Source organism: Chryseobacterium glaciei, from assembly GCF_001648155.1.
Lineage (GTDB): Bacteria > Bacteroidota > Bacteroidia > Flavobacteriales > Weeksellaceae > Chryseobacterium > Chryseobacterium glaciei.
Map to the genome: position 1 here is coordinate 3,040,931 of NZ_CP015199.1, position 15,733 is coordinate 3,056,663.

Below are 15,733 nucleotides of genomic sequence, written 5' to 3' on the forward strand. Positions count from 1 at the left end.
TAATGTTGAAAATTTTTTATTCATAATTTATAAATAGACTTATCACTTGATACTCTTTAATCTTCAGAAAATTTACAAAGAATTAAGCAAAGTAGAAGAAAACTAGGTTAAAATAAAATTAATAAAGCGATATTTCATTCAATGAGATGTCGTTTTTGTTATGTTAATAATAAAAAAACACTATTTTTGTAGTCTAAATTTTTCAAATAAATATGGCAGAATATACTTTTCGTGAGGTAATTGCGCAAGCAATGAGCGAGGAAATGCGTAAAGACGAATCCATCTTTTTAATGGGGGAGGAAGTTGCAGAATACAATGGTGCGTATAAGGCTTCAAAAGGAATGTTGGATGAATTTGGTCCTAAGAGAGTAATCGATACACCAATCGCTGAGCTTGGTTTTACAGGGATTGCTGTAGGTGCTGCAATGAACGGGAACAGACCAATTGTTGAGTATATGACGTTCAATTTCTCATTGGTAGGTATTGATCAGATTATCAATAACGCGGCGAAGATCCGTCAGATGAGTGGTGGTCAGTGGAACTGTCCGATCGTTTTCAGAGGTCCTACTGCTTCGGCAGGTCAGTTGGGTGCAACTCACTCTCAGGCTTTCGAAAACTGGTTCGCAAACGTTCCTGGTCTTAAAGTAGTAGTTCCTTCAAACCCTTACGATGCGAAAGGATTGTTGAAAACAGCTATTCAGGATAATGACCCTATCATTTTCATGGAATCTGAGCAGATGTATGGTGATAAAATGGAAATTCCTGAAGAAGAATACTATTTACCAATCGGAAAAGCAGACATCAAGAGAGAAGGTACAGATGTAACTTTAGTTTCTTTCGGAAAGATCATGAAGTTGGCTATCCAAGCTGCTGAAGATATGGCGAAAGAAGGAATCTCTGTTGAGGTTATCGATCTTAGAACAGTTCGTCCTTTAGACTTTGATACAATCTTAACGTCTGTAAAGAAAACAAATAGATTAGTTATTTTAGAAGAAGCTTGGCCGTTTGCGTCTATTTCTTCTGAAATTACATATATGGTACAGCAAAAAGCATTTGATTATTTGGATGCTCCAATCAAGAGAATTACTACTCCTGATGCGCCTGCACCGTACTCAGCTGCATTATTTGCAGAATGGTTCCCTAAGCTTGAAAAAGTGAAAGAGGAGATCAAAAATGCGATGTACGTTAAATAGATATAATAGAAAAAAGCTTCCGAAAGGAAGCTTTTTCATTTATTCTATGCATGAAGAAATGTACCTAAGGTCATAAATTTAGTATAAATTTGCCCACTTAAAATATATAAGCTGATATGGCAGAAGTTACAGAAGGTGGTCATCATTTTGACATTAAAAAACTTTCTTTTTTTGGAGTTCTAGTTTCTTTAGGAATTGTTTTTGGAGATATTGGAACATCACCGCTTTACGTAATGAAAGCAATTGTAAATGCAAGAGGTGCAAGTAGTAGTATGCCTTTCAATGAATACATAGAAGGAGCTCTTTCTTGTATCATCTGGACTCTTACGCTCCAAACTACCGTAAAATATGTTATCATCGCCTTGAGGGCAGATAATAAAGGGGAAGGAGGAATTTTAGCATTATTTTCATTAGTTAAAAATCTTAAAAAAGGCTGGCTATATCTCGTAGCAATTGTGGGTGCAGCCGCATTGGTTGCCGATGGGGTGATAACGCCATCGCTTACCGTAATGTCGGCGATTGAAGGTCTTGAAATTTACAATCCTCATACACCTGTTGTTACGATTACCATTGGGATTTTAATCTTAATTTTCGTAGTACAGCAGTTTGGAACAAGCCTTATCGGGAAATTTTTCGGACCTGTCATGGTTATCTGGTTTTTGGTATTGGGAGGGCTTGGAGTAGCACACTTAACTGAAAATTTTGAGATTTTAAGGTCTTTTAATCCATACTATGCTTACAAGCTTATCGCGAATTCTCCGAGTGCCATTGTTATTCTTGGAGCCGTTTTCCTTTGTACAACGGGTGCAGAAGCTCTTTATTCAGATTTAGGACATTGTGGTGCTAAGAATATCAGAGTGAGCTGGGCTTTCGTTAAGATCATGCTTATTTTAAACTATTTGGGACAAGGAGCTTGGCTTTTAGCTAATTATGGAAAACCTGGTTTCTCCGTAATCAACCCGTTTTTTGGAATTATGGAAGAGTGGATGATCGTGCCGGGAGTAATTTTAGCAACGGCAGCAGCAATTATTGCGAGTCAGGCATTAATTACCGGTTCATTTACAATCTTTTCTGAAGCAATGTCTCTTAATTTATGGCCTAACCAAAAAATTGACTATCCTTCCGGAGTTAAAGGACAAATGTATATCCCAAGAATCAATTGGGGACTTCTTATTCTTTGTATTATTGTGGTTCTTCACTTTAGAGAATCGGGTAAAATGGAAGCTGCTTATGGTCTTTCCATTACGGTGACGATGTTGATGACAACCATTTTATTAATGTTTTGGCTATTAAAACATAGAATAAATAAAGGTTTGATCCTTGTTTTTGCTTTGGTTTATATGTCAATCGAATTAGGATTCTTCAGTGCGAATATCATTAAATTCTTCGAAGGAGGTTGGATTACTGTTATCCTAGCCGGATTCATCGGAATTTGTATGTACGCTTGGTATAACGGAAGATTAATTAAAACTAAATTCATCAATTTTGTAAAAATCGACAGCTACGTTTCAATTATTAAAGACATGAAGCTTGATGAAACGATTCCTAAATATGCTACCAATCTTGCCTATTTAAGCAGAGCGAAAAGAAATGATGAGGTAGAATCAAAAATTATCTATTCTATCATCAAAAAGCAGCCGAAAAGAGCAGATCATTACTTTATTTTAAGTATTGTAAATCAGGAAGATCCATTTACATTTAAATATACGGTTGATGAAATTTTACCCGGAACGGTTTATAAAATCAACTTCCTTTTAGGATTTAAAGTTGATAGAAGAATTAATGATTATTTCCACATGGTTTTAAAAGATTTAATGGCCGACGGAACGATTCCTTCAAAAAGTAGTCATCCTTCTTTAAGAGCTCATAATATTCCACCGGATTTGAAATATGTAGTAATAGACAACACCTATATCAACGATATACTTTTAACGGTTAAGCAAAAAATTACACTTAATATTTACAACTTCGTGAAATATATTGGGAGTGATGATTTCAAATCTTGGGGTGTTACCTCTCACAACGTGGTTGTAGAGTCTGCTCCGATTACAGAATTAACAGTTTATGATAATAAAATTGAGCAGGCTGATTTTTTAAGACATAACAGTTAAGATCCTTTAACAGAATAGTCTGATATTTATTTAAATAAAAATCGATAAATTTGTAGATAATTTTTTTAATGGATACTTTACAGAAAGAAAAAAATATTGCTTTAATAAAAGATGTTTTAAGAAACTACTTGTTAGAAAAGGGTTTCAGAAATACACCTGAACGATATACAATATTAGAAGAGATTTATAATATGGATCATCACTTCAATGTGGATGATCTATATCTTCTCATGATGCAGAAGAAATATCATGTTTCTAAAGCTACAATTTACAATACGATTGAGATTTTCCTTGATGCAGGATTAATCCGTAAACACCAATTTGGAGAAAAAACGTTGACGTCTTCTTCTTATGAAAAGTCTTATTTTGATAAGCAGCATGACCATTTGGTGATCTACAAAAAAGACTCAGATAAGGAAATCGAGGAGATCATTGAATTTTGTGATCCAAGGATTCAAGGTATTAAAGAAGCAATTGAAGGCGCTTTTGGCGTAAAAATTGATTCTCATTCGCTATATTTTTATGGCACCAAGAATGATTAATCAATGAGACTGATTTTTTTCCTATTAGTTTTTATTTCAACGATTACTTTTGCGCAAGACAAACAAAAGCCTGCGCAGAGAGATCCGTATTTACAAAATCCGATTAAAAATCCGCAGCAGGTTCAGCAAGCAAAGCCTGAAGATAAGGTTAAGATTATCAATGCTGATGAAATTATCAAAGACCCTAAAATGTATGACGGTAATCGTTATATGAAGGGGAATGTAAAATTAGAGCATCAAGGTTCTATTCTTACTGCTGATGAAGTGATTTTATATGAAGAAGAAAATTTTGTAAAAGCTATAGGTAATGCAAGACTTCAAAATCCGGATGGTTCGGTAATTACTGCAGGTGAAATGGAGTATGACGGAAACACTCAAAAAGGGGTTGCCAGAAAAAATGTAGTTCTTACAGATCCGAAACAGACTATCAAAACAGAAACTCTATATTATGATAAGCTTGCCAATCAGGCTTATTTTAATACGGGAGGTACAATTTCTGATGCTCAGAATACAATGTATACAAAGTCAGCAACGTATTTTCTGGATACAAAATTGATTGACTTTGTTGGGAATGTAAAAATTGACACTCCTGATTATATTATTGATGGCGACAATATCAAACAAAATCAGATTACTAAAATAGCTGAATTCTTTGGCCCGACAACAATTACCAACCGTAAGAATCCTAAAAACCGTGTTTATACAGAAAGAGGGACTTACAGAATGAACACGAAAGAAGCTTTTCTAAATAAAAATTCTAAGATTTTTTATAATGATAAGATCCTGACAGGTGACGATATGTACTTCAATCAGCTCACAGGTTTTGGAAAAGCAACAGGAAATGTAACCTTAGACGATCCCAAAGAAAGAAGATGGATAAAAGGCGGTTACGGAGAGATTTTTGAAAAGAAAGATTCTGCGATGATGACCAAAAATCCTTACGCAGTAAAAGCTTTTGAAAAAGATTCAATGTATTTTGCGGCAGAAAAAATCATTTCTTTCCAGAGACCGGATTCTGCAGATATTACAAAGAAAAAGAGCTTTTTGCGAGCTTTCAGAAAAGGAAGATTCTATAAATCTAATGCGCAGGGAAGGGCAGATTCTATTGCTTTCAATGAAACTGACGGAATTATGCACATGTACACCAAGCCAATTCTGTGGAGCGGAATCAAGCAGGTAACCGGAGATAAAATTGAAGCCTATTTCAATACTGAAAACGAAAATATAGATTCTTTAAAAGTTATCGGAAATGCATTTGCAATAAGCAAGGTTGATTCATTAAATTTGAAGGATGAATTTAACCAAGTTAAAGGTAGATTCATGACGGTTCATTATCAAAATAATGATATAAAAGAAGCTACAGTAATAGGAAATGCACAGGCAATAAGTTATGCAGACGATGTAGATCAGGCCACAAAAAAACCTGAAAGAATAGGGGTTTCTCTTACTTCTTGCGGAATTATTGATGCAATATTTGAAGAGAAAGTAATGCAGATTGTTTCCTGTAATATTGGAGCCACTTCCGACACTTATCCAATGAGTAAAATTGAGCCTTCCAAAAGGAAATTCCCGGATTTTAACTGGAACACCAAAGATCGTATAAACAAATGGCAGGACATATTGGTAGACACACCAAATAATGAGGAAACGAAGTACGAAACCGAAAGTTCTCTTTATGATAATGCTCAGGAAGCGATAGATAAAGAAAAAGCAAAAGAAGAAGCTAAAAAGCCGAAACGTACCCGAAAATAAAAAATAAAGTACAGACAGGATCTTATATTTGAGATATATTCTTTCTTAAAATTAAATAAATCACCATTTTCATATCGGAAATGGTGATTTATTTTTGTCTAAAACTGTTAAAATTACCATTATAACCTCTTATTTTCAATTTTTATTTTCTGATTTTTCCGAAACATTATTCTACAGATAGTGAATGTTAAATATTTATTGTTATTGAGTTTTCATTAATAATTTATTATCTCACGTTAAAATGAAATAAATTATTTTTAGCATTATATGCTTTGCGTTGAATTATTTTCATTGTAAGTAGTATTATTTTATATATTTATTACGTCAAGAACGTATTTTAATAAAAAACCGATGAAAACCAAAATTATCCTTTTTATTTTTTTGATCTATGGTCTTAAAAATACAGCACAAGTTGGGATTTCAAAAGAACCATCTTTTAATCCTGATTCGAGAACACAACTGCATGTAAAGCAGGATAATAATGCCACTCGTTTACCCAGAACTAATTTAACATCATTGCTTCCAGTTTCAGCGACGGGGACAACCGGCAACGGAACACAGGCTTCTGTAATTTTCAATAGAGAAACGGGAAGTGTTGTTCAAAATGATGGCACAACCTGGAAGATATCAGACCAGATTGTTTCAGCGATGAAGAACAATAAAATGGCTCGTTTTATCAGAACGGGAACAGTAACTTCAACCTGTGGGACTTGTGGATTTGCATGTGGTGTTACCGTTAGGACATGTACCTCGCAAAATGTCAATTTTACGAATGTCAGTCCAAGTTTTAATGATATTTCTTCTAATGTTTCATTGGCAGCAGCAACCAGTAACGTTATTAATATCAATACAAAAGGTTTGTATAAAATTTCGTTTAAAAGTGGCGCTATTGATATCAGTACACCTCTTTGTTTAGGAGTTGTTATTAATCTGCAGTCCAGCTTAAATTTAGAACTTAGTACAACAGCAGATGCTACCTGGAGACCGATTAATAATACGGCAAGTAGCTCAACAGCAGGAGCTTTATCAGTAAGTACGTTAGCTCCGGGCTCAATTGATGTGGGACAGTCTTTGGCGTTCACTTATGTTGGTGTTTTCAATGCCGGAGACAAGTTAAGATTAACGCTTGGTGGAACTCAAAATATTGGAACAGGCGTTTGTACCGGACTTTTAGGGGGAGACAATATGTTTTTTGCCATGAGTAAAACCGGAAATGCAGTATCTGAAATTATTGTTGAAAAAATAAATATGTAGTAAGATGAAAAGAATTTTATTAATAATTATCATGTTTTTTCAATATTCTGCTTATGGGCAAGTGGTTATAGGAAGTGATATAAGCAGTGTGAAAAATATAGTGAAAGTTCAGGACGGAACTCGGGGAGTGATACTTCCTTTTGCCAATATTTATACTTCCTTTCCGAAATATAATGCTGCGGCACCGGATATATTTGATGATTATCCTAATCTTGTCGGAGGGCTTATTTATAACAAAAATGATGATCAATACTATAAATATGACGGATTTTCATGGAATCCTTCCCGTCAGATACAAGGCATTTTTCAGCCTAAAATTTCGAGATTAGGAGTATCAACAGGAGTGACGATTCCTTGTATTTCTTTCGGAATCGGATTCTGTTTTGCGGGAGGTACGCCTGGATATCTTGCTGCAGATAATAAAAGTCAGGTTCTTGTAGATAATTTAACATTAAAAAACGCAAGTACAGTAACTATAAAAGTAGCTGGAATTTATGACATCGGTGTAGCGCTTGGTTTCACAGGAGGAAGTTTAGGCTTTCAAGCAGGAATTACAGAGTTTAAATTAACGCTACAGGTGAAATATACTTCTGCTTCAGATTGGGAAACGGTTGTGTCAAAAACAAATTACTCCATTGTTTTTGTAATAGATACACAGGGAAATAAAACTTCAAGTTTTGCCCAGACAATCTCTTTGCCCGTCAGTGCAGAGTTAAGGGTAGTTCCGGAGATAAGCTCTAATGCTGTTTCAGGTGGTGCTTTGGCCGCCTACGGAACAGATACGAATTCTATTAACTCATACATTGCTGCCCGTTTAATCAAACCTTATTAGTCATGAAAAAATATATATTCTGCTTGTATTTATTTGTATTAAATAGCTACAGTGCACAGGTTAATTTTACGAATATTCCCAACCCTGACTCAAACGCAAACGGGAACGATCAGGTGATGATGTATATGACAAATACAACTGAAGCCAGCGGTATAAAAGGTTTTGGTCTTCCTGCGGTAAATGCGGATGTCGATCTTCCTTACACCGGCATCAATGCTCCTTCAGTAAGAATTGAGGCACTGCGCGGAATGCTTTTATTTGTAAAGAGTACAGGACAGGCGATGGTTTTTGACGGCTTGGTTTGGAGCAAAGCTTTTGAAGTAGAATCAGATAATATTTCAAGATTTCAGATTAATGCGGTTTCTACAACTTCGGGATCTGTTTTGTTGCCTATTAATTCTTTAATCGATAAACCCAATTTCTTGGCAGATCCGCTAAGGCTTAAAACAAATGTATCAACAGTTGCTCCCAACCTTAATCGGTTATATGTGAGACAGACAGGCTTGTACAGAATTAATTTGAACTTAAATTTTACAGGTCCGGCAGGATCATTCAGTAACAGGCTCGGAGCGGGATTATACATCAACGATGCTCAAAGATTCCAATTGCTGGAAAATACCGTAAATTATGATGGAACGAACAGGAAGATCAATTTAGATTTCTCCGTATATGCAGTTCAGGGACAGTATATCACTTTAGAAGCGATCTCTGAAATTGGAGGAACTACCTCTTATAACGTTACCAACAACAGCTTTGTAACGGTAGAAAAAGTTTTATAAAACACAGTGAAAATTATATATTAATATTTTGTGATTTGGTGAATCGCCCTTAATTTTTTATTAAGGGTGATTTTTTTATTCTATCAGGATAATTTCCGTGTTTAACGAATGTTCTTTAGCTTTGCTGAAAATTTTTCAATAAAATGGAAATACAAAAAGATTTTTTTACATATCAGGCGCAGACTACAAAATTTGCAGCAGGTTTTGAAGTTGAGAAAGCAGAAGGCAGTTATATTTTCGGAAAAGACGGAAGAAAATATCTTGATTTTGTGGCAGGAGTTTCTGCAAATACTTTGGGACATTCTCATCCTAAAATCGTGAATGCGATCAAAGAGCAGGCGGATAAATATCTTCACGTAATGGTTTATGGCGAATATGCTCAGGAAAAACCTGTCGCATTATGTAAATTATTAGCTGAAGCTACTCCAGATCCTTTAGAAATTACTTATTTGGTTAACAGTGGAGCCGAAGCCATCGACGGAAGCTTAAAATTAGCCAAAAGATATACAGGAAGAGAAGAAATAGTTTCTTTTAAAGATTCTTATCACGGAAATACACACGGAGCTTTAAGTGTTTCAGGAAATGAAACTCACAAAAGAGAATTTCGTCCGTTGTTACCGATGATTTCTTTTATTGAATTTAATAATGAAAATGATTTCGATAAGATCACCGAAAAAACAGCTTGTGTAATTCTGGAAACAATTCAGGGAGCGGCTGGTTTTTTAGTTCCGAAAGAGGATTATTTAATTAAATTAAAAAAGAGATGTGAAGAAGTTGGAGCTCTTTTAATTTTAGATGAAATTCAACCAGGATTCGGAAGAACAGGAAAATTATTCTCTTTTGAGCATTTCGGTATTGTTCCAGATATTCTGGTGATGGGAAAAGGAATGGGAGGTGGAGTTCCCGTTGGCGCATTCATGAGTTCAAGAGAAATTATGGAATCGCTGTCTCATTCTCCAAAATTAGGACATATTACAACTTTTGGAGGAAATCCACTGATTGCAGCGGCGAGTCATGCTACTTTAAAAGAAGTTTTGGACAGCGGTTTAATGAATGAAGTGGAGGAAAAAGAAAAATTATTCCGAGAACTTTTAGTTCACCCGAAAATTAAAAATATTAACGGAAAAGGATTGATGTTAGCCGTAAATCTAGGCTCACCAGAATATACTTTAAATGTTGCAAAAAAATGCATGGAGAAAGGCTTAATTGTTTTCTGGCAATTATACAGAAATGAATATTTAAGAATTTCTCCACCATTGACACTTTCTCTTGATGAGATAAGAGAGGGATGTCAGATTATTCTTGATGTTTTAAACGAAAATTAATAAAGACTCTTCTGGTGTGAAGAGTTTTTATGTTTTTAAGGTTTAAAGCATCACTTTAAAAACTATGTTAAACATCTATTTAATTTCTGTGATAAATATCATGAAGATTATACAAAAAAGTAAATACATTTTTGTGTAATAAAAAAATTAATTTATATATTGCGGGACGATTAAAACAAAGATTATATGGCTAAACATAAAGTCCATTACGAATTTCCAATGCACTGTCTTTCAGAGATTTTATATGAATATCTGGCGACTGCAGAGGGGTTGTCTGAATGGTTTGCGGATGATGTAGTAGAGAAAGGTGACGATTTCTTTTTCAGTTGGGGTGGGGGTCCTGAAGAAAAGGCCACTTTAATCAGATACAAGCCTGAAGGCTTCGTTCGTTTCAGATGGGAAGAAGATGAGGGAACTAAGCATTTCTTTGAAATGACCATTACCATTGATGATATTACCGAAGACTTGGCCTTAAATATTACAGATTTCTGTGAGGAAGGAGATGAAGAGGAAAATGCAATGTATTGGGAAAATCTTATTGAAAACCTTAGAATTAAATTGGGTGCAGCTTAATTTAAGTTGCATTAAATGATAAAACTGATGAACGATTTATCGTTCATTATTTTTTTATAAATAAATCAGATCAGACATTGGAAAATCAATATTTTACATCAGACGAATTAAATGTAAAGAATAGAGCGTTTCTTATGGGCGACGCCGTAAAGGTTTCTTTTTTTGTGAGAGAGGGCAAACTCATCATGGATGAAGAATGTTATTTTTATTTGATGGCTTCCATGAGAAAGATGAGGATGAATATTCCGTTGACGTATACGTTGGAATTTTTTCAGTCACTTTTTCAGAAAGATATTATTGAAGGAAAGGGAATCCTTAACGGAATTATTAATTTCCAGGTTTTCAGAAATTCAGATGGAGTTACATTGTCCAAGTCATCAATTTCTTATTTCTATGAAGTTGATGAAATGGATGATATTCTCTCGGTTTTTCAAAGACCTTTGGAATTGGATATTATTAAAGAGATCAACGTTAATAATAATTTACTGAGCAACATCAGAGTTCACAGCCCGGAAAATATCTATGGCGGAATTTACGCTCAGGAAAACGATCTGGATGATGTGATTTTGCTTAATCCTAATAAAAGAATTGCACGTTCAACATCAGGAAATTTATTATTCTTGGAAGGAAATGTCATTAAGATTCCAAAACAGTCTGAAGGAGCTTACATTTCTCCTTTATTAGAAAATTTTGTGACTTTTTTACATAAAAATAACCTTGCCGATACGCAGGAACACGAGATAATTGCATTTGAATCTCAAAAGGCCGAAGAAATTTTAATGATTTCTGACGAGAAAGGCATATTTTCTGTAGGTAAAATAAGAAATAAGACTTTTGAAAATTCTCGCTTTTTAGAATTAGTGGAAAGCTGGAAGAAAAGTTTTTAAATTGACAAACCCGGTAAACAACAAAAGTTCCAAAGTCCTTTACCGGGTTTTATTCTGAATAGATCAGAATTTGTATTGTTTAATAATTCGATGGAATGTACCCATGAATTATTAGCAATTTTTTTTTGCTTATTTAAATCTTCGTCTTGTTTTAATAGGAATCAGAGCTACATTTACTCTTGGAAAGAAAAATAAAATAAGGTTTGTAAGTACTTTCATTTTCTTGTTTTTGGTTTATCAAATAACGTGAATATTTTCCTAAAAATTGGTTAAGAGAATCTTAAAGTTTGTTAATGTTTTATATCCCTTTTATTAGAATAATATTATGGTTTAATTCAATGAAATATCTTCAGGAGAATTTGCCCAAAGAAGATACTCACCACCGAGGTTTTGCATGATAGATTTCCAAAGCGTTTGATCGTTGGGTAATGTATAATCTAAGTTATAGACATCAACCACTGTCCACATTTTCTTTAGAACCTCACTGTCAAGCTGACCGGCAGACCATCCGGAATATCCTGAGAAGATCTTTACATCATCAATATTCAGTTCACCACTAAGGACAGAGCTGATAATATTCTCAATATCTTCAGTCAGATAAAAATCATCAGAAATATCAGAATACATCTCGGTAACCTTTTTGCCTTTTACAATAAAGAAAACTTTTTCGTTTTCCACAGGACCGCCATCGTAGACCTCAATTTTAAAGTCAAAAAAGTTTTTGAACTTACTACTCATCTGGCCGTTTTTCTTGTTTAATATCAAACCAAATGCACTGCTTTCGTTATGTTCAATAACAAGCACTACAGATCTGGAAAAAATATCGCCGGAAATGTCTGGTGTGGAAATTAATATTTTACCTTTGTATGAGTAATTCATACTCAAATTTAATAAAAAATATTTATGGAAAACCTGCACGACCAAAGAAAAGTGTACGAGAAATCCCAACTTATTGAAAGTGAGATAAAACAAAATCCAATAGAGCAATTCAGAGATTGGTTTTTGGAAGCGAGTGAGAATCCTAATATCTCGGAAGCTAATGCAATGGCAGTTTCTACGGTAGAAGATGACGGTTGTCCTCGCACAAGGATGGTTTTGTTGAAAGCGTATACATTCGAGGGGTTTATTTTTTATACAAACTATGACAGCCGAAAAGGAAAAGCGATAGAAAAAAATCATAAAGCCTGTCTTCATTTTTTCTGGCCCAATCTTGAAAGACAGATTATTATAAAAGCTGATTTGGAAAAAATTGCTGAAAATTTAAGTGACGGATATTTTCATTCCAGACCAAAAGGAAGTCAGCTCGGAGCGGCGGTTTCTCCACAAAGTCAGATTATTCCCAATAGAGAGTTTTTGGAGGTAAAATTAAAAGATTTGGAAAAGGCATTCGAAAACACAGAAGTTCCAAGACCGGAAAATTGGGGAGGTTATATTGCAAAACCTTACGAAATCGAATTCTGGCAGGGAAGACCCAACAGGCTTCATGATAGAATTATCTATACATTAGATGATCTGGATTGGAAGATTTCCCGTTTAGCACCATAATTAATATAGAATTTAAAGTATAAGCACAAAAAAAACCTCATCCATCGGTGAGGTTTGAATTTTTGTATAATCTGAATGATTATTTTTTCTTCTTAGCTGCCGCCGGAGCAGGAGCGTTAGCAGTAGCTACAGCAGTAGATAAATCAGCACCAGCTTTGAATTTAGCAACTGTTTTAGCTTCGATGTTGATCGGCTTTTTAGTTGCAGGGTTAATACCTTGTCTAGCCGCTCTCTCAGCTACTGAGAAAGTACCAAATCCTACTAAAGAAACTTTTCCGTCTTTTTTCTTTAAAGTAGTAGTTACATTACTGATGAATGATTCTAAAGCAGCTTTTGCTGCAACTTTAGTAATTCCTGCGTCTTTTGCGATTGCGTCGATTAATTCAGACTTGTTCATAATTTTTAATATTAAAGTTAGTTCGTAATTATAGCAAATATAATACTATTTTCTAATTGTGCAATTTATTTATAAAAAGTTGTACAATTTTTTTGATTTTAGGTGAAAACAGTTAAAATATGATAATTTGACTTTTCACAGAAAATCTACGTTAGCCGTTACTAAAATCATGCCAAATGCTTATGTGTATTGACTTTAGCGAAAATTTAATATTATTTTTCGTATTTATTAAATCTTGAATTTCGTATAAAGTATTAATGGTTTTAGCGATATGATTGTAGATTCTGTAAGTAATTTTCAGAAAAAATGTTTTTAATAAAATTAAATGGCTGTGTATCTGCATGTTTGAAAATCATTAAAAAGCCTGTTTTATTAATTTTTATTAATAAATTTGCAGCATGTTAATAGAAGTTTTCAAGTCTAAGATTCACAGGGTACGAGTTACGGCTTCAGACCTTAATTATATAGGAAGTATTACGATCGATGAAGATCTTATCGAAGCTGCCGGTTTGGTAGTAGGAGAGAGGGTTTATATCGTAAATGTGAATAACGGTGAGCGTTTCGACACCTACGTTATCAAAGGTAAAAGAAAGTCAGGAGAAGTTTGTCTGAATGGCCCTGCTGCCAGGAAGGTTCAGAGAGATGACATCATTATCATTATAGCGTATGCTCAGATGACTCCCGAAGAAGCGAAGGATTTTCAACCGAAGATCGTTTTCCCGGACGAAAAAACTAACCTCCTTACTTAATTCATGGAGAAAAAATCATCAAATCCATTAAAATCAATCATTACAATCGTAGTTTCACTTGCGTTTGCAGGTTTTTTTTTGTGGCTCGCTCTCAAAGGGCTTGATTTTAAAGTAATCCAGAAATCTCTTGCCAAAGCGAACTATTTTTGGGTTGCATTTGCTTCTGTATTTGGACTTTTGGCTTATTGGTTCAGGGCAATTCGCTGGAATCTGATGCTGGAGCCGATGGGTCATAGCATTTCGACTTCCAATTCGCTTTGGTCTATATCTTTTGGATATTTAATGAATCTTACCATTCCGAGAAGTGGTGAGGTGGCAAGAGCAACTGCTTTATATGGGGTAGAAAAAGTTCCGGTTGATAAATCTTTTGGAACCATTATTCTGGAAAGAGTAGTGGATCTTGTCTGTATGATGGGATTTTTAGGATTAACTCTGGCTTTTAAATATGAAGCGATCTTATCTTTTTACAAAAATTCAGGGCTAAATATTAACCCTAATAAAATTCTAATTGGTCTTTTAGTATTAATAATAGGAACAGTTTTATTTTTTGTGTTTAAAAAGAAATTGGCAACCGTTCCTTTTTTAGGAAAGGTCATAAATTTTATTGACGGAATTTTTCAAGGCTTAACATCAATATTTAAATTAAAACAGAAAGGAAAATTCATCCTTTATACATTAGGAATTTGGATTTGCTATTACCTAGCTGCTTATTTAGTGTGTTTTGCACTTCCTGAAACATCAAATTTCACGATTGCTGACGGATTTTTTATCATCGTAGTCGGAACTTTGGGAATGATTATTCCTGCAAGTGGAGGAATTGGAGCATTTAATTTAGCAATGAAATTCGGTTTTATGGCCTTATTTATTTCAATGGAGAAAAGTGCTGATCTTGGTGCAGAAATGGGACTTACCTATTCATTTATTTCATTACCATTACAAATTACGATTATGCTTGTCATGGGATTGATATCAATTCCGATGCTGGCAAAAGCAAGAAATAATGTAACTGAAGAAAAAGACATTCAAAACTAAAAAATATTTTAATTAAGATCTTAAAAATTTAGAAGTCCGGTCAAGTTGATCGGATTTTTTTATGGTTGATTAATTCAAACAATTTAATTTCTAATATTCTGCAATTTACATAAAACTTTCTCACAAAATATGTTGGAAAATTCCTAAAACAGCCATAACTTCGAGTAAAACAACAGAGATATTATTATGGCAATTAACTTACAGAAAGGACAAAGAATAGATCTAGGATTTACAAAAATGACCATCGGTCTTGGCTGGGATCCGAATGAAGGAAAAGGATATGATTTTGACCTTGACGCATCTGCAATTATGATTGATGCAGACCGAAAATTAGTAAATGAAGAATATTTTGTTTTTTACAATAATTTGCATTCTCCCGATGGAGCTTTGACGCATACGGGCGATGATCCGAGCGGAAAAAATAGTGATGGCGATGATGACGAATCTATTATCATTGATCTTGAAAAAGTAAATCCAAACGTCGAAGAGATTCTTTTCGTAGTCACCATTGAAGATTTTGAGAGAAGAAAGCAAAACTTCGGGCAGGTGAGAAATTCATACATCAGAATTATCGACAGCACCAGCAATCAGGAAATAGCGAAATATGAACTTGATGAAGACTTCTCTATCGAAACAGGCGTAGAATTTGGAAGATTGTACAAACGTGGCGGAAGCTGGAAATTTGAAGCTTCAGGGATTGGTTACAGAGCTGATTTGGGTTTCTTTCTTGAAAAATACTATAAAGGACAAATCATAAAATAA

16 protein-coding genes are annotated in these 15,733 nt (G+C 34.3%); 14 read left to right on the forward strand and 2 right to left on the reverse strand.

The window, feature by feature from the left end:
• Positions 1 to 212 precede the first annotated feature (212 nt).
• The 10 genes from A0O34_RS13535 (at position 213) to A0O34_RS13580 (ending at position 11,248) form a co-directional block, all read left to right on the forward strand.
• Positions 213 to 1,193 (forward strand): pyruvate dehydrogenase complex E1 component subunit beta, encoded by a 981-nt coding sequence (locus tag A0O34_RS13535; protein ID WP_054510417.1) that lies wholly within the window; start codon positions 213 to 215, stop codon positions 1,191 to 1,193.
• 116 nt (positions 1,194 to 1,309) lie between these two features.
• The gene (locus A0O34_RS13540) at positions 1,310 to 3,304 is read left to right on the forward strand and encodes a KUP/HAK/KT family potassium transporter (protein ID WP_066755342.1); all 1,995 of its coding nucleotides are present in this window, start codon (positions 1,310 to 1,312) and stop codon (positions 3,302 to 3,304) included.
• A gap of 68 nt (positions 3,305 to 3,372) precedes the next feature.
• A complete protein-coding gene (locus A0O34_RS13545) occupies positions 3,373 to 3,846 on the forward strand; it encodes a Fur family transcriptional regulator (protein ID WP_047399628.1) in 474 nt (157 codons plus the stop codon).
• A gap of 3 nt (positions 3,847 to 3,849) precedes the next feature.
• Entirely contained in the window at positions 3,850 to 5,598 is a 1,749-nt protein-coding gene (locus A0O34_RS13550; protein WP_066755344.1) for an OstA-like protein, read from the forward strand.
• Positions 5,599 to 5,949: 351 nt separating this feature from the next.
• Complete coding sequence (locus tag A0O34_RS13555; protein WP_066755346.1) at positions 5,950 to 6,852, forward strand: hypothetical protein; 903 nt, start codon at positions 5,950 to 5,952, stop codon at positions 6,850 to 6,852.
• Between the two features lie 4 nt (positions 6,853 to 6,856).
• On the forward strand, positions 6,857 to 7,684 hold the full coding sequence (locus tag A0O34_RS13560; protein ID WP_066755348.1) for a hypothetical protein: 828 nt from the start codon (positions 6,857 to 6,859) through the stop codon (positions 7,682 to 7,684).
• Between the two features lie 2 nt (positions 7,685 to 7,686).
• Positions 7,687 to 8,463 carry a hypothetical protein gene (locus A0O34_RS13565; protein ID WP_066755350.1) on the forward strand — a complete coding sequence of 259 codons (777 nt, stop codon included), beginning with the start codon at positions 7,687 to 7,689 and terminating at the stop codon, positions 8,461 to 8,463.
• A 149-nt stretch (positions 8,464 to 8,612) separates the two neighbouring features.
• On the forward strand, positions 8,613 to 9,788 hold the full coding sequence (locus A0O34_RS13570) for an aspartate aminotransferase family protein (protein ID WP_066759716.1): 1,176 nt from the start codon (positions 8,613 to 8,615) through the stop codon (positions 9,786 to 9,788).
• A 186-nt stretch (positions 9,789 to 9,974) separates the two neighbouring features.
• Positions 9,975 to 10,361, forward strand: coding sequence for an START-like domain-containing protein (locus A0O34_RS13575; RefSeq protein ID WP_066755352.1), 387 nt, complete (start codon positions 9,975 to 9,977; stop codon positions 10,359 to 10,361).
• A 134-nt stretch (positions 10,362 to 10,495) separates the two neighbouring features.
• The gene (locus A0O34_RS13580) at positions 10,496 to 11,248 is read left to right on the forward strand and encodes an aminotransferase class IV (RefSeq protein WP_418219375.1); all 753 of its coding nucleotides are present in this window, start codon (positions 10,496 to 10,498) and stop codon (positions 11,246 to 11,248) included.
• 330 nt (positions 11,249 to 11,578) lie between these two features.
• On the opposite strand, the gene A0O34_RS13585 is transcribed toward A0O34_RS13580, so the two are convergent.
• Positions 11,579 to 12,127 carry a YqgE/AlgH family protein gene (locus tag A0O34_RS13585; protein WP_066755356.1) on the reverse strand — a complete coding sequence of 183 codons (549 nt, stop codon included), beginning with the start codon at positions 12,125 to 12,127 and terminating at the stop codon, positions 11,579 to 11,581.
• A gap of 24 nt (positions 12,128 to 12,151) precedes the next feature.
• Between A0O34_RS13585 and pdxH the strand changes: the two genes are divergently transcribed.
• Entirely contained in the window at positions 12,152 to 12,793 is a 642-nt protein-coding gene (gene pdxH, locus A0O34_RS13590) for a pyridoxamine 5'-phosphate oxidase (protein ID WP_066755358.1), read from the forward strand.
• 79 nt (positions 12,794 to 12,872) lie between these two features.
• Here pdxH and A0O34_RS13595 read toward each other — a convergent pair whose 3' ends face one another.
• Positions 12,873 to 13,190, reverse strand: a complete 318-nt coding sequence (locus tag A0O34_RS13595) for an HU family DNA-binding protein (protein ID WP_066755359.1) — start codon at positions 13,188 to 13,190, stop codon at positions 12,873 to 12,875.
• Positions 13,191 to 13,588: 398 nt separating this feature from the next.
• Between A0O34_RS13595 and panD the strand changes: the two genes are divergently transcribed.
• The 3 genes from panD (at position 13,589) to A0O34_RS13610 (ending at position 15,733) form a co-directional block, all read left to right on the forward strand.
• Positions 13,589 to 13,939, forward strand: coding sequence for an aspartate 1-decarboxylase (gene panD / locus A0O34_RS13600; RefSeq protein WP_029294648.1), 351 nt, complete (start codon positions 13,589 to 13,591; stop codon positions 13,937 to 13,939).
• A 3-nt stretch (positions 13,940 to 13,942) separates the two neighbouring features.
• Positions 13,943 to 14,971: a lysylphosphatidylglycerol synthase transmembrane domain-containing protein gene (locus A0O34_RS13605; protein ID WP_066755360.1), complete on the forward strand. Its 1,029-nt coding sequence runs from the start codon at positions 13,943 to 13,945 to the stop codon at positions 14,969 to 14,971.
• 186 nt (positions 14,972 to 15,157) lie between these two features.
• A complete protein-coding gene (locus tag A0O34_RS13610; protein ID WP_066755363.1) occupies positions 15,158 to 15,733 on the forward strand; it encodes a TerD family protein in 576 nt (191 codons plus the stop codon).

Bases quoted from the DNA above. Each gene is read 5' to 3' on its own strand.
- A0O34_RS13550 (WP_066755344.1), top strand. From the start codon at position 3,850: ATGAGACTGATTTTTTTCCTATTAGTTTTTATTTCAACGATTACTTTT.
- A0O34_RS13545 (WP_047399628.1), top strand. From the start codon at position 3,373: ATGGATACTTTACAGAAAGAAAAAAATATTGCTTTAATAAAAGATGTT.
- A0O34_RS13580 (WP_418219375.1), top strand. From the start codon at position 10,496: ATGGGCGACGCCGTAAAGGTTTCTTTTTTTGTGAGAGAGGGCAAACTC.
- A0O34_RS13585 (WP_066755356.1), bottom strand. From the start codon at position 12,127: ATGAATTACTCATACAAAGGTAAAATATTAATTTCCACACCAGACATT.
- A0O34_RS13535 (WP_054510417.1), top strand. From the start codon at position 213: ATGGCAGAATATACTTTTCGTGAGGTAATTGCGCAAGCAATGAGCGAG.
- panD (WP_029294648.1), top strand. From the start codon at position 13,589: ATGTTAATAGAAGTTTTCAAGTCTAAGATTCACAGGGTACGAGTTACG.
- A0O34_RS13555 (WP_066755346.1), top strand. From the start codon at position 5,950: ATGAAAACCAAAATTATCCTTTTTATTTTTTTGATCTATGGTCTTAAA.
- A0O34_RS13595 (WP_066755359.1), bottom strand. From the start codon at position 13,190: ATGAACAAGTCTGAATTAATCGACGCAATCGCAAAAGACGCAGGAATT.
- A0O34_RS13575 (WP_066755352.1), top strand. From the start codon at position 9,975: ATGGCTAAACATAAAGTCCATTACGAATTTCCAATGCACTGTCTTTCA.
- A0O34_RS13610 (WP_066755363.1), top strand. From the start codon at position 15,158: ATGGCAATTAACTTACAGAAAGGACAAAGAATAGATCTAGGATTTACA.
- A0O34_RS13540 (WP_066755342.1), top strand. From the start codon at position 1,310: ATGGCAGAAGTTACAGAAGGTGGTCATCATTTTGACATTAAAAAACTT.
- A0O34_RS13560 (WP_066755348.1), top strand. From the start codon at position 6,857: ATGAAAAGAATTTTATTAATAATTATCATGTTTTTTCAATATTCTGCT.
- pdxH (WP_066755358.1), top strand. From the start codon at position 12,152: ATGGAAAACCTGCACGACCAAAGAAAAGTGTACGAGAAATCCCAACTT.
- A0O34_RS13605 (WP_066755360.1), top strand. From the start codon at position 13,943: ATGGAGAAAAAATCATCAAATCCATTAAAATCAATCATTACAATCGTA.
- A0O34_RS13565 (WP_066755350.1), top strand. From the start codon at position 7,687: ATGAAAAAATATATATTCTGCTTGTATTTATTTGTATTAAATAGCTAC.